The organism is Streptomyces sp. 3MP-14 (assembly GCF_006334905.2).
Taxonomy (GTDB): Bacteria; Actinomycetota; Actinomycetes; order Streptomycetales; family Streptomycetaceae; genus Streptomyces; species Streptomyces triticirhizae.
On the sequence record NZ_VDLZ02000018.1, the window covers coordinates 16,752 to 37,817 of the forward strand.

Sequence of the window (21,066 nt, forward strand, 5' to 3'; positions counted from 1 at the left end):
GGGCCGACGCCCCGGGGCGCTCCTCAGACGAACACGGCCAGGCTGCGGCTGCGCTCGCCGTCGGCCTCCACCAGGGCGATCAGCCGCCCGTCGGGGTCGAAGGCGGCGACCGGCCCCTTCGGCAGCTCGGGCGCGGCGATCCTGGCCCCGTTGCCCAGCAGGGTGGCCTGCCGGGCGTCCACGTCCCAGCGGGGGAACGCGGCGCCGGCCGCCTCAGCGAGCGTCAACGGCGCCAGTTCGGACCGGAGTTGGTCCAGGGTGCGGGCGGCGTCCAGGCCGTAGGGCCCGACCCGGGTGCGGCGCAGCGCCGTGAGGTGCCCGCCGCAGCCCAACGCGGCGCCCAGGTCGCGGGCGAGCGCCCGGACATAGGTGCCCGAGGAGCAGACGACCCGGGCCGGGACGTCCACGACGGGGGTGCCGTCGGGCGCGGTCAGCGCGTTCGGCTCCCCCACCTCGAAGGCGTGCACGGTCACGGGCCGCGCCGGGATGTCGACGTCCTCGCCGTCCCTGACCCGGCGGTAGGAGCGCTTCCCGTCGATCTTGACGGCGCTGACGCTGGCGGGCACCTGCATCAGCGCGCCCGTCAGCCGGCCGGCCTCGGCGGCGACGGCCCCGGCGGTCAGGCCGACGGCGCCGGGCGCGGCGGTGACCTCGCCCTCGGCGTCGTCGGTCACGGTGGACTGGCCGAGCCGCACGGTGGCCAGGTACTCCTTCTCGGTCAGCGCGAGATGGCCGAGCAGCCGGGTCGCCCGGCCGAGGCCGAGCAGCAGCACGCCGGTGGCCATCGGGTCGAGCGTGCCGGCGTGCCCGACCCTGCGGGTGCGGGCGATGCCGCGCACCACGGCGACCACGTCGTGGGAGGTGTGTCCCGGGGGCTTGTCCACGACCAGCAGGCCGTCGGGTCCGCCCGCCGTTCCGCGACGGCTCATGGTCTCGGCTCAGTCCTCGCGGTCGCGGTCGGCCGGGCCCGAGCCGTCGGCCGGCCCCGCACCGTCGGCCGGCTCGTCCGTGGCGGCCGGCTCGTCGTCCTCGTCGCGTCCCGGCTCCCGGTAGGGGTCGGCCCCGGCGGCGTAGGCGGCGCCCGCCGCCTCCTGGCGCAGCCGCTCGTCGCGCTCCCGCGCCCGGTCGAAGAGACTGTCGAGGTTGCGCGCGGTCTCCGGCAGGGCGTCCGGCACGAACGTCAGGCTCGGGGTGTGCTTCACCCCGGCCGCCGCGCCCACGGCGGACCGCAGCACGCCCTTGGCGCTGCGCAGCCCGGCGGCCACCTCCTCCCGGTCGGCGTCGTCGCCGTAGACCGTGTAGAAGACGGTCGCCTCGCGCAGGTCCCCGGTGACCCGGGTGTCCGTGATCGTGACCCGGGTGCCCAGGCGCGGGTCCTTGATGTCCCGGTGCAGCTTCTCGGCCACCACCTCCCGGATGAGGTCGGCCAGTCGCTTCGCCCGTGCCCTGTCCGCCACGGTCCCTCTCCTCGCTCTTTCGTGTCAGCGGTCGTCACGACCGCCTAGTCGTCGTCCTCGCCGTGGAACCGCCGCCGGGTGGACAGCAGTTCCACCTCGGGGCGGGCGGCCACCAGCCGCTCGCACTCGTCCAGCAGGCCGGCCAGATGTCCGGCGTCGCCGGAGACGGCGGCCAGGCCGATGGTCGCCCGGCGGTGCAGGTCCTGGTCGCCCACCTCGGCGACGCTCACCCGGAATCTCCGGTGCAGCTCGGCCAGGATCGGCCGTATCACCGCACGCTTCTGCTTGAGCGAACGCACGTCGCCCAGCAGCAGGTCGAACGAGAGTGTCCCCGTATACATGCCGAAGATCGTAACGGCCGGAGCCGGGGTGGCCCGGCGGGTTTTCGTGAACCCGCGCGGGCCGCCCCGGCTCAGCGCGTCACGCGCGCGGCTTCTCGCGCATCTCGTAGGTGGCGATGACGTCGTCGACCTTGATGTCGTTGAAGTTCCCGAGGTTGATACCGCCCTCGAAGCCTTCCCTGATCTCGGTCACGTCGTCCTTGAAGCGGCGCAGGCCCTCGATGGTGAGGTTCTCCGCGATCACCTTGCCGTCGCGCACCAGGCGGGCCTTGGTGTTCCGCCGCACCTCGCCGGAGCGGATGAGGACACCCGCGATGTTGCCCAGCTTGGAGGAGCGGAAGACCTCGCGGATCTCGGCCGTGCCCAGCTCGACCTCCTCGTACTCCGGCTTGAGGAGACCCTTCAGGGCCGCCTCGATCTCCTCGATCGCCTGGTAGATGACCGAGTAGTACCGGACGTCGACGCCCTCGCGCTCGGCGGCCTGGGTGGCGCGCCCCTCCGCGCGGACGTTGAAGCCGATGACGATCGCGTCGGAGCCCGCCGCGAGGTCGATGTCGGTCTCGGTGACCGCGCCGACGCCCCGGTGGAGCACCCGCAGGTCGACCCCCTCGCCGACGTCCAGCTGGAGCAGCGAGGCCTCCAGGGCCTCGACCGAGCCGGAGGCGTCGCCCTTGATGATGAGGTTGAGCTGCTGGACCTCGCCGGCCGCCAGCACCTTGTCCAGGTCCTCCAGGGAGACCCTGCGGGTGCGCTTGGCGAACGCCGCGTTCCGCTCGCGGGCGGCGCGCTTCTCGGCGATCTGCCGCGCGGTGCGGTCCTCGCCGACCACCAGGAAGTTGTCCCCGGCGCCCGGCACGTTGGTCAGACCCTGCACCAGCACCGGCATGGCCGGCGTTGCCACCTGGACGTTGCGCCCGGCGTCGTCGAGCATCGCCCGGACGCGGCCGTACGCGTCGCCGGCGACCATCGTGTCGCCGACCCGCAGCGTGCCGCGCTGGACCAGCACGGTGGCGACGGCGCCACGGCCCCGGTCGAGGTGGGCCTCGATCGCGATGCCCTGGGCGGCCTGGCGCGGGTTGGCGCGCAGGTCGAGGGTGGCGTCGGCGGTGAGGATCACCGCTTCCAGCAGGCCCTCGATGTTGGTGCCCTGCTTGGCGGAGATGTCGACGAACATCGTGTCGCCGCCGTACTCCTCGGCCACCAGACCGAACTCGGTGAGCTGGCCGCGCACCTTCGCCGGGTCGGCGCCCTCGACGTCGATCTTGTTGACCGCGACGACGATCGGCACGTCGGCGGCCTTGGCGTGGTTGAGCGCCTCGACCGTCTGCGGCATCACGCCGTCGTTGGCCGCCACCACCAGGATGGCGATGTCGGTGGACTTGGCACCGCGGGCCCGCATGGCGGTGAACGCCTCGTGGCCCGGGGTGTCGATGAAGGTGATCCGGCGGTCGTCGCCGTTGACCTCGGTGGAGACCTGGTAGGCACCGATGTGCTGGGTGATGCCGCCGGCCTCGCCCTCGATGACGTTGGTCTTGCGGATCGCGTCCAGCAGGCGCGTCTTACCGTGGTCGACGTGGCCCATGACGGTGACCACCGGCGGCCGGGAGACCAGCGCCTCCTCGCCGCCCTCGTCCTCGCCGAACTCGATGTCGAAGGACTCCAGCAGCTCGCGGTCCTCCTCCTCCGGGCTGACGATCTGAACCGTGTAGTTCATCTCGTCGGCCAGCAGCTGGAGGGTCGCGTCGGAGACCGACTGGGTCGCCGTGACCATCTCGCCCAGGTTGAACAGCACCTGCACCAGCGAGGCCGGATTGGCGTTGATCTTCTCGGCGAAGTCGGTCAGCGAGGCGCCACGGGAGAGGCGGATGACCTCGCCCTTGCCGCGCGGCAGCATCACGCCGCCGATCGACGGGGCCTGCATGGCCTCGTACTCCTGGCGACGCTGCCGCTTCGACTTGCGGCCACGACGCGCCGGGCCGCCGGGGCGACCGAAGGCGCCCTGCGTGCCGCCACGGCCACCCGGGCCGCCGGGGCGACCGCCGAAGCCGCCGCCGGGACGGCCGCCGAAGCCACCGCCACCGCCGCCGCCACCCGGACGGGTGCCGGTGCCGGGACGGCCGGCGAAGCCGCCGCCACCACCGCCGCCGGGACGGCCACCGCCGCCACCGCGGCCGGCGAAGCCGCCGCCGCCACCCGGGCGGGCGCCGCCGCCCTGCGAGCGGCCGCCGGGACCGCCGGGGCCGCCGCCGGGACGGCCGCCGGCCGAGGGCCGCTGCGGCATCATGCCCGGGTTGGGCCGGTTACCGCCGGGGCCGCCGCCGGGACGGGCCCCGCCGGGGCCCTGCGGGCGCGGCATGTTGCCCGGGGTGGCGCGACCGCCGCCCGGGGCCTGGGGACGCGGGCCGCCCTGCGAGGGGCCGCCGGGGCGCGCGGGGCCGCCCTGCGCCGGGCCCGGGCGCGGCCCGGGACGCGGCGACGGCTGGGGGCGCGCCATGCCGGTGGAACCACCGGTGGAGAACGGGTTGTTGCCGGGACGGGGACCGGCGGGACGCCCACCGGGCTTGGGGCCGGCCGGCTTGCCGCCGGCGGGCTTCTGCGCGCCGCCGGGCTTGGGGCCCGTGGGGCGGGTGGCCGGCTTGGGGGCCTGCCGCTCCTGCCGCTCCTGGCGGGGCGCGGGCCGGGTGGCCTCGCCCTGCGGGGCGGTGAACTCGGGGGTGGCCGGGGCGCTCGGGGCCTCCGGCTGCGGCTGCGGGGCCGGCGCGGCCGGACCCGGCTTGGGGCCGGGGCGGGGGCCGCCCGGCCTGGGGGTGGTGGCACCCGCCGGCTTGGGGGTGCTCGGCCTGGGGGCCGTGGCGCCCGGCTTCGGGGCGCCCGGCTTGGGCGCTCCCGGCCTGGCGGCCGGCGCACCCGGCTTGGCGGACTTGCGGCCTGCGCCGTTGCCCGCACTCAGTGCGTCAGTCAGTTTGCGTACAACCGGCGCCTCGATCGTCGAGGACGCCGAACGGACGAACTCACCCAGCTCCTGGAGTTTGGCCATGACGACCTTGCTCTCAACTCCAAGCTCCTTGGCGAGCTCGTATACCCGGACCTTAGCCACTTCGCTCCTTATACGGTCCGGGGGTCGGTCGTCCGCCGGACCTTCGCTACTTCACGGGCGTACTCATCGCGTACTCATCGAGTGCTCATCGCAATCTCGACCTACTTCCAACTCGCGAGGTACCTACCGTGCGGACCTTTTCCGCACGACGTTTCTTACGGTGCCGCCTGGCCGACAGCCGCGCGCAGCCGCCCGACATCGAGCGGTCCCTGGACCCGGAAGGCCCGGGGGAACGCCCGGCGGCGAACCGCCTGCTCAAGACAGGCCGGCGTGGGATGCAGATACGCACCCCGACCGGGCAGCGTACCGCGAAGATCGGGGACACAACCACCCTCGATCACCACCACACGCAGCAGCCCGTCCCGGGAGAGACGCTGCCGGCACCCGACACAGGTGCGCTCAGGGCAGGCTGGTGCATGGCTCCGGCCAGACACGTTGATTCTACCTCCCCTTGCTCCGGCCCCACGAACGGGCCGGGCCCCACGGTCCCTCAACACCGCCGGCCGGCACGGTCTTCCCGTGTCCCGCCGGCGGGGACGGCCGACGTCGCCTCCTCGGCCGGCCGGTCAGCCGGCGCCCCCTCCGGGCTCGGTGTCCGGGCGGATGTCGATCCGCCAGCCGGTCAGCCGTGCCGCGAGCCGGGCGTTCTGCCCCTCCTTGCCGATGGCCAGGGAGAGTTGGTAGTCCGGCACGGTGACCCGGGCCGACCTGGCCGCCTCGTCCACCACGTCGACCCGGTTGACCCGGGCCGGGGAGAGCGCGTTGGCGACCAGCTGGGCCGGGTCGTCCGACCAGTCCACGATGTCGATCTTCTCGCCGTGCAGCTCGGCCATCACCGCGCGCACCCGGCCGCCCATCGGGCCGATGCAGGCGCCCTTGGCGTTGAGCCCGGAGCGCAGCGAACGGACCGCGATCTTGGTGCGGTGGCCGGCCTCCCTGGCGATGGCCGCGATCTCGACGGAGCCGTCGGCGATCTCGGGCACCTCCAGCTCGAAGAGCTTGCGCACCAGGTTGGGGTGGGTGCGGGAGAGCGTGACCGAGGGGCCACGGGCGCCCTTGACCACCCGCACCACATAGCAGCGCAGCCGCGCGCCGTGGCTGTAGTCCTCGCCCGGCACCTGCTCCTGGGGCGGCAGGATCGCCTCCAGGCGGCCGATGTCGACCAGCACGCTCTTGGGGTCCCGGCCCTGCTGGACCACGCCGGCGACGACGTCGCCCTCGCGGCCCGCGTACTCGCCGAAGGTGACGTCCTCCTCGGCGTCCCGCAGCCGTTGCAGGATGACCTGCTTGGCGGTGGTGGCGGCGATCCGGCCGAAGCCCTGCGGGGTGTCGTCGAACTCCTTGGGCTCGGCGTCCGGATCGGCGTCGTCGAGGTCCTCGGGGTCCTCCCTGGCCCAGACCGTCACATGGCCGGTCTTCCGGTCCAGCACCACCCGGGCCGAGCGGCTGCTGCCGTCGGTGCGGTGGTAGGCGATCAGCAGCGCCGACTCGATCGCCTCGACCAGCAGGTCGAAGGAGATCTCCTTCTCCCGGACGAGCCCTCTCAGGGCACTCATGTCGATGTCCACGGCCTACGCCTCCTTCAGGCTCTCGTCGCCGGACGGGGCGGCGGCGCGGCCGGCCCCACGGTTGAACTCCAGCTCCACCCGCGCCCTGGCGATCTCGGCGAAGGCGAACCGGCGGGGCGTGGGCTTGCGGCCCTTCTCCCCCGGCACCTCGACGTCGATGCCCTCCTCGTCGACCCCGACGAGCCGGGCGACGACGTCCGCGCCCTGATGGGGGCGCAGCCACAGCAGCCGGCCGATGGAGCGGCGGTAGTGCCGGTGCTCGGTGAGGGGGCGCTCGGCGCCCGGCGAGGTGACCTCGAGAACGTAGGGGGCGCCGCCCATCACGTCGCGCGCGTCCAGCGCCTCGGAGACCTGGCGGCTCAACTCCGCGCAGGCGTCGAGACCCACGCCGTCGTCCGTGTCCACCACGACCTGGAGGACCCGGCGCCGTCCAGCGGTGGTGATCTTCACTTCCTCGAGGTCCATCGCGTGCTCGGCGGCCAGCGGCTGGACCAACTCCCGCAGCCTGTCGATCTGGGTGCTCATCCGGGTGACTCCTCGGCCGCGTCTGCTGTTGTGGGACGGCGCTTGGTTGCTGTCTCGTGCAGGCAGCCTATCGTCTGCCGCGTGGTTCGCCGACCGTCGTGGCCTGGGCGCTGGCACGCCGGGGGGCGGGGTGGCACCGGGTTGGCGAGACCGCACGGGTACCCTCACGGGGCGGTGATCTTCCCGGCCCACCGGGGAGTGCCGGCCCGCCCCAACGACGTGCTCCGAGACGGAAACTGCGGGGAACCCATGCCGATCGGCCTGCCCAGACGTACCTTTTTGTCCGGTGGTCTCTCCGGTGGTCTCGCCGCCGCTCTCGCCGTTCCGTTGGCCGGCGCGCTGGTCGGCTGCTCGGCCGACGCGAGCGTGCGGCCCGACGGCCCCTCGGCGGTGAGCGTGCAGGGGCTGCGGCGCAGGACCGCAAGGGACAGCGCGGAGCTGGTGGCCAGGTACGAGGCGACCGAGCGGGCGCATCCGGGGCTGGCGGAGCCGCTGGCGCCGTTCCGCGAGGTGGCGCTCGCGCATCTGCGGGCGCTCAGCGACGGCGAGCCGAGCGCGCCGGCGCGGCGGGACGTGGCGGTGCCGGAGGAGCCGGCCGAGGCGGTGGGCGCGCTGATCGAGGCGGAGCGGCGCACCTCCGAGGGGCGGCTGGCCGGGCTGGCCGAGGCGCCGCCCGAACTGGCCAGGCTGCTGGCCTCGTTGGCGGCGGCGGGCGCGGCGCAGGCGCAGCTGTTGGAGGAGGTGCGGGCATGAGGGGCGAGGAGTCGGAGGCGCCGGCGCTTGAGGCGACGCAGGCGGCGTTGGCCGCCGAGCACGCGGCGGTCTACGGCTACGGTGTGGTCGGCGCGCGGCTGGACCGGGAGGAGCGCGGCGCCTGGGCGCGGGAGGCGTATGACGCGCACCGCGCGCGGCGGGACGCGCTCCAGGTGACGGTGCGGGAGCTGGGCGCGAGCCCGGTGGCCTCGGCGGCCGGGTACGAGCTGCCGTTCCGGGTGGCGGACGAGGCCGGGGCGGCGCGGCTGGCGGGCGAGTTGGAGAGCCGGCTGGCCGGCGCCTACGCGGATCTGGTGCTGGCGGCCGAGGGCGAGGCGCGGGCCGACGCGGCGCGGGCGCTGCGGGACGCCGCGGTGCGGGCCGCGCGGTGGCGGGGGCGGGTGGCGGCGTTCCCGGGGCTGGCGGAGTACGGCGAGGAGACCGAGGGGGAAACCCAGGGGGGAAGCTGAGCGCATGGAGTCGCTGCGGGATCTGACGCCGCCTCGGCGGCTGGCGGCGGCGCTGCCGGCGTCCGAGGCCGGCTGGCTGGCGGGGCTGCCGGAGCTGGCCGAGCGGGTGGCGGAACGTTTCGGGCTGACGGTGGAGCGGCTGGTGGAGCCCGGCGGGCGGTCCAGCGTGGCGCTGCTGGTGCGGCGCGCGGACGGCACCCGGGCGACGCTGAAGCTGGTCGCGCCCGGGCCGGCGGGCCAACCGGCGCCGGCGGAGCTGGAGTTGGCGGCGCTGCGCCGCTGGGACGGGCTGGCGGCGGTGCGGGTGCTGGACGCGGCCCCTGAGGACGGCGCGCTGCTGTTGGAGCGGCTGCACGGGGAGACCTCGCTGCGCTCGCTGCCGGACGCCAAGGCGACGCTGGAGGCGCTGTCCACGCTGCGCCGGCTGTGGGTGGCGCCGGGCGAGGACCATCCGTTCCCCTCGGTCGGCGAGCGGACCGGGTTCGCGCTGGGCGCGCTGCGGGCGGCGGCAGGGGGCGAGGCGGGGCCGCTGGTGGAGCGGGCGTTGGAGCTGCGGGATGAGCTGCTGGCCGGGCCGCCCGAGGAGGTGCTGCTGCACGGCGACTTCCGGCAGGGCGCGGTGTTGGCCTCGGACGGCGAGCGGGCGCCGTGGCTGGCCGTCGGGCCCGAACCGGCCGTGGGTGAGCGGGCGTTCGACCTGGCGCGGCTGGTGCGGGACCGGCTGCACGACCTGATGGCCTCGCCGGGCGCGGCGGCCATCGCGAGGCGGCGGGTGACCCGGCTGTCCGGCACGGTGGAGGCCGACCCGGACCGGGTGCGGGGCTGGGCGCTCTACCGGGGCGTGGCCTCCGGGGTGCGGCAGCTGGCGGCGGGGCGCAGGGCGGACGGCGAGGCGCTGCTGGAGTTCGCCAGCTGGCTGTGAGCGGTGAACGGTGAACGGGCCGGCCGGGAACGGTGAACGGGCCGGGGCGCCGGCGCTCGGGTTTCGGCTCAGGGGCGCAGCAGCGGCAGCGGGGCGCCCATCACGGCGTAGGGGCGGGGCGCGGCGGGGAAGAGGACGCGGCGGGCCAGGTCCCGGTAGCCGAGCCGGCGGTAGAGGGCGCGGGCCGGCGACTCGGTGTCGATGGCGGACAGGATCGACCGGGCCTGGCCGGCCTGGTCGGTGAGGCCGGTGATCAACCGCCGTCCTATGCCACGCCCCTGGCACTCGGGCAGCACGTGCAGCTCGGTGATGGTGAAGGAGTCGTCCAGCCAGTCCTCGTTGCCGGTGGCCCGCAGATAGGGTTCGACCACGGACGACCACCACTGGGTGCGGTCGTTGGGCATCCCGTAGACGAAGCCGACCAGCCGCCCGGTGGACCGCACCGTGGCGCCCAGCGCGCTCGCCCCCGGGGTGGCGAGGTGGCGCAGCACGATGTGGTGGCGGACGTTCATCTCGTCCTGGCTGAGTCCGAACGCCTCGGCCTGGATGGCCAGCGCCTCGTCCACCCGGGCCGCGAGGTCGAGCGGGCCGACGACCACGTCGTGGGCCGCGCCGGGAGAGCCGCCGGGGGAACCAGGGGAAGGTGTCATGCCCGGAGGCTAACGCGCCGGGCGGGCCGCGTCGCGCCCGGGGGAACGGCGGGCCGCGCGGCAGTTGGCGGCGCCGAGGTCAGAACAGGACGCTCATCAGGGCGCCGGTCTCGGTGAAGCCGAGGCGCCGGTAGACGGCGAGCGCGGGGGCGTTGAAGTCGTTGGCGTAGAGGCTGACCAGCGGGGCGCTCTCGGCCAGCGCGTGGCGCAGCACGGTGGCCAGGCCGCGGGTGGCCAGGCCCTCGCCCCTGCGGTCGGGGGCGGTCCACACGCCCTGGAGCTGGCAGGCCTGCGGGGTGACGGCGCCGATCTCGGCCTTGAAGACCACCCGGCCGTCCTCCACCCGGGCGAAGCAGCGGCCGGCGCCCACGATCTCGGCGACCCTGGCCTGGTAGGTCAGGCCGCCGTCGTCGGCCTCCAGCGGGGAGACGCCGACCTCCTCGGTGAACATGTCCACGGCCGCCGGCAGCACCAACGGCATCTCGTCCCTGCGCATCCGGCGCACGCACGGGTCGGGGGTGACCCCGGCCGGGACGGAGCGGGTCACCAGCAGCGGCTGGCGGCGGCGGACCTCCCGCGCCGGGCCCCAGTGCGGCTCCAGCAGGCTCCACAGCCGGGCGGTCGGCTCGGCCGGGCCGACGATGGAGGAGCAGCGGCGGCCCTGCGCGCGGGCGCGGGCGGCGAACGCGGCCACGGCGTCGTCGGCGGCATCGGCTCCGGGTCCGGCCTGGATCGGCACCAGGTTGGCGCCCGCGTAGCAGAGCGCGGTGAGCACGCCGTCTCGGAAGTGGCCCCACATCTCGCCGCCCAGGTACGGCGGTTCGAGGCGGGAGTCGAGGACCCGGGCGGTGACGAAGGCGTTGGCCACCGGGTCCTCGTTGAGCACGGCGAGCACGGCGCCTAGCTCCTCGGGTCCGAGGACCCGGACGGATGGGGTGGCAAGCACGGGGAGGGCCTCGCGGTCGCGGCGATACGGGGTGGAACGGGTCGGGAACGTCGGTGAGACGACGGTGAGCCTGGTGGACACGGGCGGACGGGCGGACGGGAAGTGCCCGCACTGTACCCCGGCGCACGGGGCGCCGGGGCGGGTTCGCCGACTCAGCCGACGGTGACCTGGGGCTCGCCCGAGGGCTCGCCGTCCTGCTCCATCCGCTCGGCGATCTTCATCGCCTCCTCGATCAGGGTCTCCACGATCTTGGACTCGGGCACGGTCTTGATGACCTCGCCCTTGACGAAGATCTGGCCCTTGCCGTTGCCCGAGGCGACCCCGAGGTCGGCCTCGCGCGCCTCGCCAGGGCCGTTGACGACGCAGCCCATCACGGCGACCCGCAGCGGGACGTCCATGCCGGTCAGCCCGGCGGTGACCTCCTCGGCCAGCGTGTACACGTCCACCTGGGCGCGGCCGCAGGACGGGCAGGAGACGATCTCCAGGCCGCGCTGGCGGAGGTTGAGCGACTCCAGGATCTGGATGCCGACCTTGACCTCCTCGACCGGCGGCGCGGAGAGCGAGACGCGGATGGTGTCGCCGATGCCCTCGCTGAGCAGCGCGCCGAAGGCGACGGCCGACTTGATGGTGCCCTGGAACGCGGGCCCGGCCTCGGTGACGCCCAGGTGCAGCGGGTAGTCGCACTGGGCGGCGAGCTGGCGGTAGGCGTTGACCATCACGACCGGGTCGTTGTGCTTGACCGAGATCTTGATGTCGCGGAAGTCGTGCTCCTCGAAGAGCGAGCACTCCCACAGCGCGGACTCCACCAGCGCCTCGGGCGTCGCCTTGCCGTACTTGGCGAGCAGCCGCTTGTCGAGGGAGCCGGCGTTGACCCCGATGCGGATCGGGGTGCCCGTCTCGCCGGCGGCCTTGGCGATCTCCTTGACCTTGTCGTCGAACTGCTTGATGTTGCCCGGGTTGACGCGGACCGCCGCGCAGCCGGCGTCGATCGCGGCGAACACATACTTTGGCTGGAAGTGGATGTCGGCGATCACCGGGATCTGCGACTTCCTGGCGATCACCGGCAGCGCCTCCGCGTCGTCCTGGGTCGGCACGGCGACCCGGACGATCTGGCAGCCGGAGGCGGTCAGTTCGGCGATCTGCTGAAGGGTGGCGCCGATGTCCGAGGTGCGGGTGGTGGTCATCGACTGCACCGAGACCGGCGCCTCACCGCCGACCGGCACGGAGCCGACGTTGATCTGCCGGCTGACCCGGCGCTCGGCGAGCCTGGTCGGTACGGAGGGCATTCCCAGCGAGATGGCTGTCATGGATTCCTGCGTCCCCACGGTGGTCTAAGGGCCCGGACTCGGGCGACATCCCGGCCCGAAGAGCCTACGACACCTCACCCCGCGAGCCGTACGGGGCTGACGATATCCGCCGCCAGCACGAGCAGGGTGAAGCAGATGAACACGCCCGCCACCACGTAGGCCAGCGGCATCAGCCGGGCCACGTCGAAGGGCCCGGGGTCGGGCCTGCGGGTGAGTTTCGCGGTGTTCCTGCGCAGCGACTCCCACAGGGCGCCGGCGATGTGGCCGCCGTCGAGCGGGAGCAGCGGCAGCATGTTGAACAGGAAGAGCGAGAGGTTGAACCCGGCCACCAGGAAGAGGGCGGTGGCCAGCTGCTGGCTGGCCGGGATGTCCAGGGTGAAGATCTCGCCGCCGACCCGGGCCGCGCCCACGACGCCCATCGGGCCGTCCTGGTCGCGCTCCTCCTCGCCGGTGATGGAGTGCCACAGGTTGGGGATCTTGGACGGCAGGTTGAGCATGGCGTCGACGCCGGTGCTCATGATCTCGCCCATCCGGTCCACGGCCTGCGGGAAGTCCTGCCGGATGATGCCGCTGGCCGGCGAGAAGCCGAGGAAGCCGGCGGTGATGAACTCGCCCTCGACGAGGCCGCCGTTGCCGTCGGTCTTGCCGACCTGGTTCTCGATGAGGTTGGCCGACAGGTCAAGACGCTCGCCGTCGCGGAGCACGGTGATGGTGGCCGGGCCGACCGTGTCGCGGATCTGCTGCTGGAGCGGGCCCCACTCGTCGACCGGCTCGCCGTTGAACGCGACGATCTCGTCGCCGGCGCGCAGCCCGGCCTCGGCGGCGGGCGCCGGGGTGTCGCCGGCGCGGCAGTCGCGGGGCTCCTCGCTCTGCGCGATCACGCACTCGGAGACGGTGGCGACGGTGGTGGTCTGGGTGTTGATGCCGAAGCCCATCAGCACGCCGAGGAAGATCACCACGGCGAGGATCAGGTTCATCGCCGGGCCGGCGAACATCACGATCACGCGCTTCCACGGCTTGCGCGTGTAGAACAGCCGCTTCTCGTCGCCCGGCCGCAGCTCCTCGAAGGCGGCGGCCCTGGCGTCCTCGATCATGCCCCGGAACGGGGAGGTGGAGCGCTTGCGGATCGCGCCGTCCTCGCCGGGCGGGAACATGCCGATCATGCGGATGTAGCCGCCCAGCGGCACCGCCTTCACGCCGTACTCGGTCTCGCCGCGCTGCCGGGAGAAGATCGTCGGCCCGAAGCCGACCATGAACTGCGGCACCCGGACGCCGAACATCCGGGCGGTCGAGAAGTGGCCGAACTCGTGCCAGGCGATGGAGAACAGCAGCCCGAAGACGAACACGAGTATGCCGAGGACAAACATCAGGGCCGTCATGACGTCATCTCCTGGGTCGTGGAGCCGCCCGGGTGGCTCCCGACCAGCTCGCGGGTGCGCAGCCGCGCCTCGCGTTCCGCTTCGAGGACGTCCGAGAGGGTCAGGGAGGTTCCCGCACCGCCGTGGCCCAGCTCGTCCACCACCCGCGCCACGGTGTCCACGATGCCGAGGAACGGGAGCCGGCCGGCGAGGAAGGCGTCCACGCACTCCTCGTTGGCCGCGTTGAACACCGCGGGAGCGGTACCGCCGAGGCTACCGACCCGGCACGCGAGCGGCACCGAGGGGAAGGCATCGGTGTCCAGGGGCAGGAACTCCCAGGTGTGCGCGGTGGTCCAGTCGCAGTTCGCGGCGGCGCCGGGGACCCGCTCCGGCCAGCCGAGCGCCAGCGCGATCGGCAGCCGCATGTCGGGCGGGCTGGCCTGGACGAGCGTGGAGCCGTCCACGAACTCCACCATCGAGTGAACGTAGGACTGGGGGTGGACGACGACCTCGATCCGGTCGAACGGGACGCCGTAGAGGAGGTGGGCCTCGATCACCTCCAGGCCCTTGTTGACGAGAGTCGCGGAGTTGACGGTGATGACAGGGCCCATCTGCCAGGTGGGGTGCGCCAGCGCGTCCTCGGGGGTGACGTCGGCCAGCTGGGCGCGGGTGCGGCCCCGGAACGGGCCGCCGCTGGCGGTGACGACCAGGCGGTTCACCTCGGCGCGCGTGCCGCCGAGCAGCGCCTGGAAGAGCGCGGAGTGCTCGGAGTCGACGGGGATGATCTGGCCGGGCTTGGCCAGCGCGGTCACCAGCGGGCCGCCGACGATCAGCGACTCCTTGTTGGCCAGGGCCAGCACGTGGCCGGCGGAGAGCGCGGCCAGCGTGGGGGCCAGGCCGATGGAGCCGGTGATGCCGTTGAGCACGGTGTGGCAGGGCCGGGAGGCCAGCTCGGCGGCGGCGTCCGGGCCGGCGAGCACCTCGGGCAGCGCCGCCCCGACGCCGTACTGGGCGCGGAGCGCCTGGCGGAGCGGGTCGGCGGCCTCGGGCCTGGCGACGGCGACGGCGGCGACCCGCAGCCGGTGGGCCTGGCCGGCGAGGAGTTCGAGGCGGTCCCCGCCGGCGGAGAGCCCGGTGACGCGGAAGAGCCCCGGGTTGCGCAGCACCACGTCGATGGCCTGGGTGCCGACGGAACCGGTGGAGCCGAGGATCACCACCTCGCGTGGCCCCTCGGGAGGCGGCTGGGCCGGATACCTCAGATGCGGGTCGGCGAGACAAACGGGGCTCTCGGTCATCTGCCCATTGTCCCCACACCGGCCCGCCGCCCGCTGCCGGGTCGGCGAAGTGGGCCGGGGCCGGAACGGGCGCCGGGCGCCTGCGCGTTGACCGCCCGCGCGGGGACGTGGGCCGGGGCCACGCCCTCGGGAGGGCGGGCCCGGGGCCGCCCGGGTCCGGGCCCGGGGCCGCCCCGCGCGGCGGTGCCGGCTGCCCGCCAGGGGCCGGCCGGGCCCGAAGGGGCGGCTCAGCGGGGCGGCCGGTTCACCCGCCGCCCTGTTCGCGGGGCACGGGGCGGTGGAGGTTGGGGCGGGTGGCGGGGCCGGGCGTGTCCTCGGCGATCCAGGGCCCCGGGGTGGAGACGTCCGGGATGCCGGCCTCCAGCCAGCGGTGCCGGCCCTCGGCGACGGCGGCGGCGAGCCGGCCGTCGGCGCCGTCCGTGTTGTGCCACAGGCGCGGGAACAGCTCCTCGATCCGCAGGTGGGCCTGGCGGCAGAACGCGTCGGCCAGCTCGTACGCCTCGGCGCCGCTCTCGCCCCTGGCGCGCAGCCGTTCCGCGTGGACGCAGGCGGCGGTGATCGCGAAGATCTCGGCGCCGATGTCGACGACCCGGCCCAGGTAGCCCTGCTTGCGCTCCAGGCGGGCCTGCCAGCGGCTCATCCCGTAGAAGACGGAGCGGGCCAGCCGGCGCGCGGTGCGTTCGGCGTAGCGCAGGTGGTGCGAGAGGTCGGGCAGCCCCGAGACCCGGAAGTCGCCGTAGGCCAGGGGCAGTTGGCCCCGGCCTGCGGCCAGGCTCGGCAGCCAGCGGGCGTAGAAGCCGCCGGCGGCGACGGCGGCCCTGCGCTTGCGGGTGTGGTTGGCGTCGGGCGCGACCAGGTCGCCGGCGACCTTCAGGTGGGCGTCCACGGCCTCCCGGGCGATGAGCAGCCGCATGATCTCGCTCGACCCCTCGAAGATCCGGTTGATCCGCAGGTCGCGCAGGAGCTGCTCGGCGGGGACGCCCCGCTCGCCCCTGGCGGCGAGCGAGTCGGCGGTCTCGAAGCCCCGGCCGCCCCGGATCTGCACCAGGTCGTCGGCGATCCGCCAGGCCATCTCGCTGCCGTAGAGCTTGGCGACGGCGGCCTCGATGCGGATGTCGTTGCGCTCCTCGTCGGCCAGCTCGCTGCACAGCTCGACCATGGCCTCCAGCGCGAAGGTGGTGGCGGCGATGAAGGCGAGCTTGCCGCCGACCGCCTCGTGCTGGGCGATGGGGCGGCCCCACTGGACGCGTTCGGCGGACCAGGCGCGGGCGATGGCCAGGCTCCACTTGCCGGCGCCCACGCACATCGCGGGCAGCGAGAGCCGGCCGGTGTTGAGCGTGGTCAGGGCGATCCTCAGGCCCTGGCCCTCCTCGCCGATCCGCTGGGCGGCCGGCACCCGCACCCGGTGGAAGCGGGTGACGCCGTTCTCGATGCCGCGCAGGCCCATGAACGTGTTGCGGGCCTCGACGGTGATGCCGGGCGAGTCGGCCTCGACGACGAAGGCGGAGATGCCGCCGGGGTGGCCGGGGGCCTCGGGGACGCGGGCCATCACCACCAGCAGCTCGGCGACGGGGCCGTTGGTGGTCCACAGCTTGACGCCGTCGAGGAGGTAGTCGTCGCCGTCGGGGGTGGCGGTGGCGCCGAGCCGGGCGGGGTCGGAGCCGACGTCGGGCTCGGTGAGCAGGAAGGCGGATATCGCGCCGGCGGCGCAGCGCGGGAGGTAGGCGCGGCGCTGCTCCTCGGAGCCGAAGAGGGCCAGCGGCTGGGGGACGCCGATCGACTGGTGGGCGGAGAGCAGGGCGCCGACGGCCGGGCTGGCCGTGCCGACCAGGGCGAGGGCGCGGCTGTAGGCGAGGTGCGTCAGGCCGAGGCCGCCGTACTCGGGGGCCACCCGCATCCCGAAGGCGCCCAGCTCGCGCAGACCGTTGATCACCTCGTCGGGGACGCGGGCCTCGCGTTCGATGGCGGCGGAGTCGATGCGTTCGGCGGCGAAGTCGGCGAGCCGGGCGAGGAAGCGTTCCTCCTCGGCCGTGCCGCCGGGGTTGGCCTCGGGCCTGGGGTGGATCAGGTCGAGGCGGAGCCGACCGAGGAACAGCTCCTTGGCGAAGCTGGGCCTGGCCCACTCGCGGTCGCGGGCCGCCTCGGCGACCCGGCGGGCCTCTTCTTCGCTGGTCAACTCGGTCACCTCACCGTCGAGAGAGGGAGCGCATCGGGAGCGGCGCTGCGAGGCCGGGTCAGACATCGGCCGGGGGCCGGTCGCCGGTCGCGGGCTACTGGTGCGTATGTACCCGTTGCGCGGGAGATCGCACCCCCTTGTCCGGGCTTTTCCGGCGCCCGTACCGGCTTTCCCGACCCGGGAGTTGAAGCGCTTCAACGAAGTGTCTGGACACCCTCATTCGGGTGGGTCTAAGGTCAACGGGCATCGCGCGCGGCGCGTTGCCGCCGACCAGTCGAAGCGCTTCACGTGGGCGCCCGTGGAACGGCGCGGCCGCCGGCGGTCCGCCTACCGTGTACCGGGAGAGAACGGGAGAGTTTCTATGGTCACCCTCGCCGAGGTCGCCCGGCACGCGGGCGTCTCCGCCAGCACCGTGAGCTATGTCCTCAGCGGCAAGCGGACCATCTCGGCGCCGACCAGGGAGCGGGTGGAGCGCAGCATCAGGGAGCTGGGCTACCACCCCAACGCGGGGGCGCGGGCGCTGGCCAGCAGCAGGTCCAACATCATCGCGCTGATGATGCCGCTGCGGACCGACATGTACCTGCCGGTGATGATGGAGATCGCCATCGCGGTGGCGACCACGGCCAGGGAGCACGCGCACGACGTGCTGCTGCTGACCGGGCAGGAGGGCCCGGAGGCGGCGCGGCGGGTGGTGGGCAGCGGGCTGGCCGACGCGATGATCCTCATGGACGTCGAACTGGAGGACCAGCGGCTGCCGTTGGTGCGGGTGACGCCCCGGCCCGCCGTGCTGATCGGGCTGCCCTCGGACACCACGGGGCTGACCTGCGTGGACCTGGACTTCGCGGCCACCGGGCGGCTGTGCGTCGACCACCTGGCGAAGCTGGGGCACCGGGACATCGCGGTGGTGGGCGAGGCGGCGGCCGTCTACGAGCGGCGCACCGGCTTCGCCGAGCGGACGGTGCGCGGAGTGCGGGAGCGCGCCGACGAGTTGGGGATGCGGATGCTGCACCGGCCCTGCGACGGCTCCTACGAGTCGGTGGCCGGGACCCTGGCGCGGATCTTCGACGAGCGGCCCGAGACCACCGGGATCGTGGTGCAGAACGAGGCGGCGGTCGAGCCGCTGCTGGGCCTGCTGCGGCAGCAGGGGCGGGCGGTGCCCGAGGACATCTCGGTGGTCGCGATCTGCCCGGAGCAGGTGGCGGCCGGCACCTCGGTGGCGCTGACCTCGGTGGCGATACCGGCGCAGGAGATGGGGCGGCTGGCCGTCGAGCTGGTGATGGCCAGGGCCAGGGCGTCGGCCGAGGGCGGCGACCCGTCGTCGGTGCCGCCGCGCATCGAGCTGCTGCCGCCCGCGCTGACGGTGCGCGCCAGCACGGGGCCGGCGCCGGCCGCTCGCTGAGCGGCGCGGGCCGACCCCCGGTACCACGGTGCTGCCTCAGCCGTGGTTGACGCTGAACTCGTTGGTCTGGAAGGTGAGTCCGCCGGCCGAGGAGGTGATCTCGTAGCCGAACTGGACGTCGCCGATGACCTCGTTCTGGTCCATCCAGCCCTGTTCGGTGATCCAGTCCAGGATCGGCAGGATGTCGACCTGGCCGGACGAGGCGTTGCCCTGGCGCAGGAACGAGTAGACGTTGTTGCTGCCGTTGCTGCCGTTGTAGACGTCCCAGGTGTGGCCGCCGACGGTGGCCTCGCCGACCGGGGTGCCGAGCGGGCCGACCGGGCCCGTCCAGTTCATCCAGAGCATTATCTCGTGGTCGTAGTTCTCGTCCCACACGTCGTAGGCGGTGTTGTAGGCGCCCGAGTTGGGGACGGAGACGTCGAAGGTGCTGGTCAGCGTGGAGATGTCGGCGATGGACTCGCCGACGATCCACTTGGCGTTGGGGTAGGACTTGATGCCGCCGGTGTTGGGGTGGTCGGCGGTGACGCTCCAGCGGGAGCCGGAGTCGGCCTCGATGCACTGGCTGCCGGCGCCGGAGCCCCAGATGTTGTTGTAGACGATGTAGCCGTCCGGGTCGGTCCAGTTGCCCCACTGGTCGCAGGACTCGAAGACGGCGGCGTGCGCGGTGCCGGCGCCCAGGCCGACCACGCAGGTCAGCGCGACGGCGGGGGCGAGGACCAGGGTGCCAAGGCCCCGGCGGTTGCGGATCTTCGGGTGCTTCATCGGTTGCGGCTCCTTCATTCGGTGGGGGTGAGCACGGCGGCGCCGCGCCCGGCGAGGGTGAGCTCGCGCGGGTGGGCCCGCCCGGTGAGCAGGTCGGTTCGGGGGGACGGGAGGGGAACGGTGACCGGCTCGGTGGTGTGGTTGAGCAGGAAGAGCGCGGGCCCCCGGCGGACGGCCTCGACGCCCTCGGGCAGCCCCGGCAGCACGGGGCCGACGCCGGCGGCCTCGGCCGCGCGGGCCAACAGCGCGGCCAGCGCCTCGGGTTGGGGCAGCGTCGTCAGATACCAGGCGGTGCCGGCGCCCCGGCGGGAACGGGTGACGGCGGGACGGCCGGCCAGCTCGCCCTCGGCGTAGCGCGCCAGCGGCTCGGCGTCGGCCACCTCGACGTCCTCGCTCCACAGCTCGGCCCGGGTGCCGTCGTCGAGGGCGAGGGTGGCGCCGGCCGGCAGCGGCCACCACTCGTGGACCGTCGAGAGGCCCAGCAGGGCGCGGAGTTCGGGCGCGAGGCCGCCGGGGCGCACCCGGTCGTCGGCGTCGGTCACGCCGGTGGCGAAGCCGCAGACCAGGGTGCCGCCGCCGTGGACGAAGTCGACCAGGTGGGCCAGCGCGGTGTCGCCGAGCAGCGGCAGATGGGGCGCGACGACCATCCGGTAGCCGCCGAGGTCGGCCTCGGGGTGGGCCAGGTCGCAGGTCAGGTTGCGCCGCCACAGCGCGTGGTGCCAGCCGGCGAGCAGCCGCCGGTAGTCCACCAACGAGGAGGGCCGGCCGGGCTGTTGGCTGGCCCACCACGCCGACCAGTCGTGGAGAACGGCGATCCGCGCGCCGCGCACCGGCTCGCCGACCAGGCCGGCGAGGCGTGCCAGGTCGGCGCCCAGCTCCCGCACCCGGGCGAAGCCCCGGGAGGCGGGGCCGGCGTGCGGGAGCATCGCCGAGTGGTACTTCTCGCTGCCCTGGCGGGAGGCGCGCCACTGGAAGAAGCAGACCCCGTCGGAGCCCCTGGCCACGGCCTGGAGCGACCACTGGCGCAGCACGCCGGGCGGCTTGGGCGCGTTGACGGCGCGGAAGTTGACGGCGGATGCGGCCTGTTCCATCAGCAGCCAGGGGCCGCGCGCCTGGGAGCGGGTGAGGTCGGCGACCAGCGCGCCGTGCGCCGGGCCCTCCGGGTCGCGCCAGTCGACGGCCGGGTCGGGGTAGCAGTCGACGGAGACCACGTCCTGCTCGGCGGCCCAGCGCCAGCCGTCGAGGCCGGCGAAGAGCGGCATCTGGTTGGTGGTCACCGGGATCTCGGGGCTGTGCGCGGCGACGATGTCGCGTTCGGCCACGAAGCACTCCAGCAGCGCGTCGCTGGTGAAGCGGCGGAAGTCCAGCGCCTGGGTGGGGTTGACCAGGTACTGGGCGCGGCGCGGCGGGATGATCTCGTCCCAGGCGTCGTAGCGCTGGCTCCAGAACGCGGTGCCCCAGGCCGTGTTGAGCGCGTCGAGGTCGCCGTAGCGGGCGCGCAGCCAACGGCGGAAGTGGGCGGCGGTCTCATCGCACCAACAGGCGGTGCCGTACTCGTTGTTGATGTGCCACAGCCGCAGCGCCTCGTGGTCGCCGTAGCGGCGGGCCAGGTCGGTGGTGATCCGGGCGGCGTGCGCCCGGTAGACCGGCGAGGAGGCACAGAACTGGTTGCGCGAGCCGTACCAGACGACCGAGCCGTGCTCGTCGCGCGGCAGGGTCTCGGGGTGGCGGGCGCCGAGCCAGGGCGGCGGGGAGGCGGTCGGGGTCGCCAGGCAGACCCCGATGCCGGCCTCCCCCAGCCCGTCGAGCACCCGGTCCAGCCAGCCGAAGTCCCGGGCGCCGGGCCGGGGTTCGAGGGTGGCCCAGGAGAAGACGCCGACGGTGACGACGTTGACCCCGGCCTCGCGCATCAGCCGGATGTCCTGACGCCACACGGACTCCGGCCACTGCTCGGGGTTGTAGTCGCCGCCGAAGAGCAGCCGGCCCCGGGTGGCGTCGCTCAGCGCTGGCATGGGAACTCGCTCTCCTCGGTGACGGGGT

Annotated in this window: 19 protein-coding genes; 4 read left to right on the forward strand and 15 right to left on the reverse strand. The window is 74.2% G+C overall.

The window, feature by feature from the left end:
- Nucleotides 1-23: 23 nt before the first annotated feature.
- From truB to rimP, 7 genes are all read right to left on the reverse strand, one after another.
- Nucleotides 24-929, reverse strand: coding sequence for a tRNA pseudouridine(55) synthase TruB (truB, locus tag FH609_RS25915; protein WP_139672907.1), 906 nt, complete (start codon nt 927-929; stop codon nt 24-26).
- A 9-nt stretch (nt 930-938) separates the two neighbouring features.
- On the reverse strand, nt 939-1,457 hold the full coding sequence (gene rbfA, locus FH609_RS25920) for a 30S ribosome-binding factor RbfA (protein ID WP_139672904.1): 519 nt from the start codon (nt 1,455-1,457) through the stop codon (nt 939-941).
- Nucleotides 1,458-1,501: 44 nt separating this feature from the next.
- Entirely contained in the window at nt 1,502-1,798 is a 297-nt protein-coding gene (locus FH609_RS25925) for a DUF503 domain-containing protein (RefSeq protein ID WP_122399783.1), read from the reverse strand.
- A 79-nt stretch (nt 1,799-1,877) separates the two neighbouring features.
- On the reverse strand, nt 1,878-4,895 hold the full coding sequence (gene infB, locus FH609_RS25930) for a translation initiation factor IF-2 (protein WP_139672901.1): 3,018 nt from the start codon (nt 4,893-4,895) through the stop codon (nt 1,878-1,880).
- Between the two features lie 155 nt (nt 4,896-5,050).
- On the reverse strand, nt 5,051-5,329 hold the full coding sequence (locus FH609_RS25935; RefSeq protein ID WP_122184668.1) for a YlxR family protein: 279 nt from the start codon (nt 5,327-5,329) through the stop codon (nt 5,051-5,053).
- Nucleotides 5,330-5,461: 132 nt separating this feature from the next.
- The gene (gene nusA, locus FH609_RS25940) at nt 5,462-6,463 is read right to left on the reverse strand and encodes a transcription termination factor NusA (RefSeq protein WP_139672898.1); all 1,002 of its coding nucleotides are present in this window, start codon (nt 6,461-6,463) and stop codon (nt 5,462-5,464) included.
- Between the two features lie 3 nt (nt 6,464-6,466).
- Nucleotides 6,467-6,988, reverse strand: a complete 522-nt coding sequence (gene rimP / locus FH609_RS25945) for a ribosome maturation factor RimP (protein WP_139672895.1) — start codon at nt 6,986-6,988, stop codon at nt 6,467-6,469.
- 249 nt (nt 6,989-7,237) lie between these two features.
- On the opposite strand from rimP, the gene FH609_RS25950 reads away from it, so the two are divergent.
- Genes FH609_RS25950 through FH609_RS25960 form a run of 3 tightly spaced genes read left to right on the forward strand, consistent with a single transcriptional unit; the run spans nt 7,238 to nt 9,133 of the window.
- Nucleotides 7,238-7,741 (forward strand): hypothetical protein, encoded by a 504-nt coding sequence (locus FH609_RS25950; RefSeq protein ID WP_226961956.1) that lies wholly within the window; start codon nt 7,238-7,240, stop codon nt 7,739-7,741.
- Nucleotides 7,738-8,211, forward strand: coding sequence for a DUF4439 domain-containing protein (locus FH609_RS25955; protein ID WP_139672892.1), 474 nt, complete (start codon nt 7,738-7,740; stop codon nt 8,209-8,211). Before FH609_RS25950 ends, FH609_RS25955 begins: the two co-directional genes overlap by 4 nt.
- A gap of 4 nt (nt 8,212-8,215) precedes the next feature.
- Nucleotides 8,216-9,133 carry an aminoglycoside phosphotransferase family protein gene (locus FH609_RS25960; protein WP_139672889.1) on the forward strand — a complete coding sequence of 306 codons (918 nt, stop codon included), beginning with the start codon at nt 8,216-8,218 and terminating at the stop codon, nt 9,131-9,133.
- 68 nt (nt 9,134-9,201) lie between these two features.
- Here FH609_RS25960 and FH609_RS25965 read toward each other — a convergent pair whose 3' ends face one another.
- The 6 genes from FH609_RS25965 to FH609_RS25990 form a co-directional block, all read right to left on the reverse strand.
- A complete protein-coding gene (locus FH609_RS25965; protein ID WP_139672886.1) occupies nt 9,202-9,783 on the reverse strand; it encodes a GNAT family N-acetyltransferase in 582 nt (193 codons plus the stop codon).
- Between the two features lie 79 nt (nt 9,784-9,862).
- Complete coding sequence (locus tag FH609_RS25970) at nt 9,863-10,729, reverse strand: DUF4081 domain-containing GNAT family N-acetyltransferase (RefSeq protein WP_139672983.1); 867 nt, start codon at nt 10,727-10,729, stop codon at nt 9,863-9,865.
- 152 nt (nt 10,730-10,881) lie between these two features.
- On the reverse strand, nt 10,882-12,036 hold the full coding sequence (gene ispG, locus FH609_RS25975) for a flavodoxin-dependent (E)-4-hydroxy-3-methylbut-2-enyl-diphosphate synthase (protein ID WP_139672883.1): 1,155 nt from the start codon (nt 12,034-12,036) through the stop codon (nt 10,882-10,884).
- Nucleotides 12,037-12,110: 74 nt separating this feature from the next.
- Complete coding sequence (locus FH609_RS25980; protein ID WP_139672880.1) at nt 12,111-13,415, reverse strand: M50 family metallopeptidase; 1,305 nt, start codon at nt 13,413-13,415, stop codon at nt 12,111-12,113.
- Nucleotides 13,412-14,689 (reverse strand): 1-deoxy-D-xylulose-5-phosphate reductoisomerase, encoded by a 1,278-nt coding sequence (gene dxr, locus FH609_RS25985; RefSeq protein WP_139672877.1) that lies wholly within the window; start codon nt 14,687-14,689, stop codon nt 13,412-13,414. Before dxr ends, FH609_RS25980 begins: the two co-directional genes overlap by 4 nt.
- Nucleotides 14,690-14,933: 244 nt before the next feature.
- The gene (locus tag FH609_RS25990; protein WP_139672875.1) at nt 14,934-16,931 is read right to left on the reverse strand and encodes an acyl-CoA dehydrogenase family protein; all 1,998 of its coding nucleotides are present in this window, start codon (nt 16,929-16,931) and stop codon (nt 14,934-14,936) included.
- A 295-nt stretch (nt 16,932-17,226) separates the two neighbouring features.
- Here FH609_RS25990 and FH609_RS25995 point away from each other — a divergent pair, with 295 nt between their 5' ends.
- A complete protein-coding gene (locus tag FH609_RS25995; RefSeq protein WP_139672872.1) occupies nt 17,227-18,264 on the forward strand; it encodes a LacI family DNA-binding transcriptional regulator in 1,038 nt (345 codons plus the stop codon).
- A gap of 36 nt (nt 18,265-18,300) precedes the next feature.
- On the opposite strand, the gene FH609_RS26000 is transcribed toward FH609_RS25995, so the two are convergent.
- Both FH609_RS26000 and FH609_RS26005 read right to left on the reverse strand, forming a co-directional pair.
- Nucleotides 18,301-19,026, reverse strand: a complete 726-nt coding sequence (locus FH609_RS26000) for a GH12 family glycosyl hydrolase domain-containing protein (RefSeq protein ID WP_139672869.1) — start codon at nt 19,024-19,026, stop codon at nt 18,301-18,303.
- A gap of 14 nt (nt 19,027-19,040) precedes the next feature.
- A complete protein-coding gene (locus tag FH609_RS26005; protein ID WP_139672866.1) occupies nt 19,041-21,038 on the reverse strand; it encodes a beta-galactosidase in 1,998 nt (665 codons plus the stop codon).
- Nucleotides 21,039-21,066: the final 28 nt, after the last annotated feature.

Bases quoted from the DNA above. Each gene is read 5' to 3' on its own strand.
- truB (WP_139672907.1), bottom strand. From the start codon at position 929: ATGAGCCGTCGCGGAACGGCGGGCGGACCCGACGGCCTGCTGGTCGTG.
- FH609_RS25925 (WP_122399783.1), bottom strand. From the start codon at position 1,798: ATGTATACGGGGACACTCTCGTTCGACCTGCTGCTGGGCGACGTGCGT.
- rimP (WP_139672895.1), bottom strand. From the start codon at position 6,988: ATGAGCACCCAGATCGACAGGCTGCGGGAGTTGGTCCAGCCGCTGGCC.
- FH609_RS25950 (WP_226961956.1), top strand. From the start codon at position 7,238: ATGCCGATCGGCCTGCCCAGACGTACCTTTTTGTCCGGTGGTCTCTCC.
- FH609_RS25955 (WP_139672892.1), top strand. From the start codon at position 7,738: ATGAGGGGCGAGGAGTCGGAGGCGCCGGCGCTTGAGGCGACGCAGGCG.
- FH609_RS25960 (WP_139672889.1), top strand. From the start codon at position 8,216: ATGGAGTCGCTGCGGGATCTGACGCCGCCTCGGCGGCTGGCGGCGGCG.
- FH609_RS25965 (WP_139672886.1), bottom strand. From the start codon at position 9,783: ATGACACCTTCCCCTGGTTCCCCCGGCGGCTCTCCCGGCGCGGCCCAC.
- ispG (WP_139672883.1), bottom strand. From the start codon at position 12,036: ATGACAGCCATCTCGCTGGGAATGCCCTCCGTACCGACCAGGCTCGCC.
- FH609_RS25980 (WP_139672880.1), bottom strand. From the start codon at position 13,415: ATGACGGCCCTGATGTTTGTCCTCGGCATACTCGTGTTCGTCTTCGGG.
- dxr (WP_139672877.1), bottom strand. From the start codon at position 14,689: ATGACCGAGAGCCCCGTTTGTCTCGCCGACCCGCATCTGAGGTATCCG.
- FH609_RS25990 (WP_139672875.1), bottom strand. From the start codon at position 16,931: ATGTCTGACCCGGCCTCGCAGCGCCGCTCCCGATGCGCTCCCTCTCTC.
- FH609_RS25995 (WP_139672872.1), top strand. From the start codon at position 17,227: ATGGTCACCCTCGCCGAGGTCGCCCGGCACGCGGGCGTCTCCGCCAGC.
- FH609_RS26000 (WP_139672869.1), bottom strand. From the start codon at position 19,026: ATGAAGCACCCGAAGATCCGCAACCGCCGGGGCCTTGGCACCCTGGTC.
- FH609_RS26005 (WP_139672866.1), bottom strand. From the start codon at position 21,038: ATGCCAGCGCTGAGCGACGCCACCCGGGGCCGGCTGCTCTTCGGCGGC.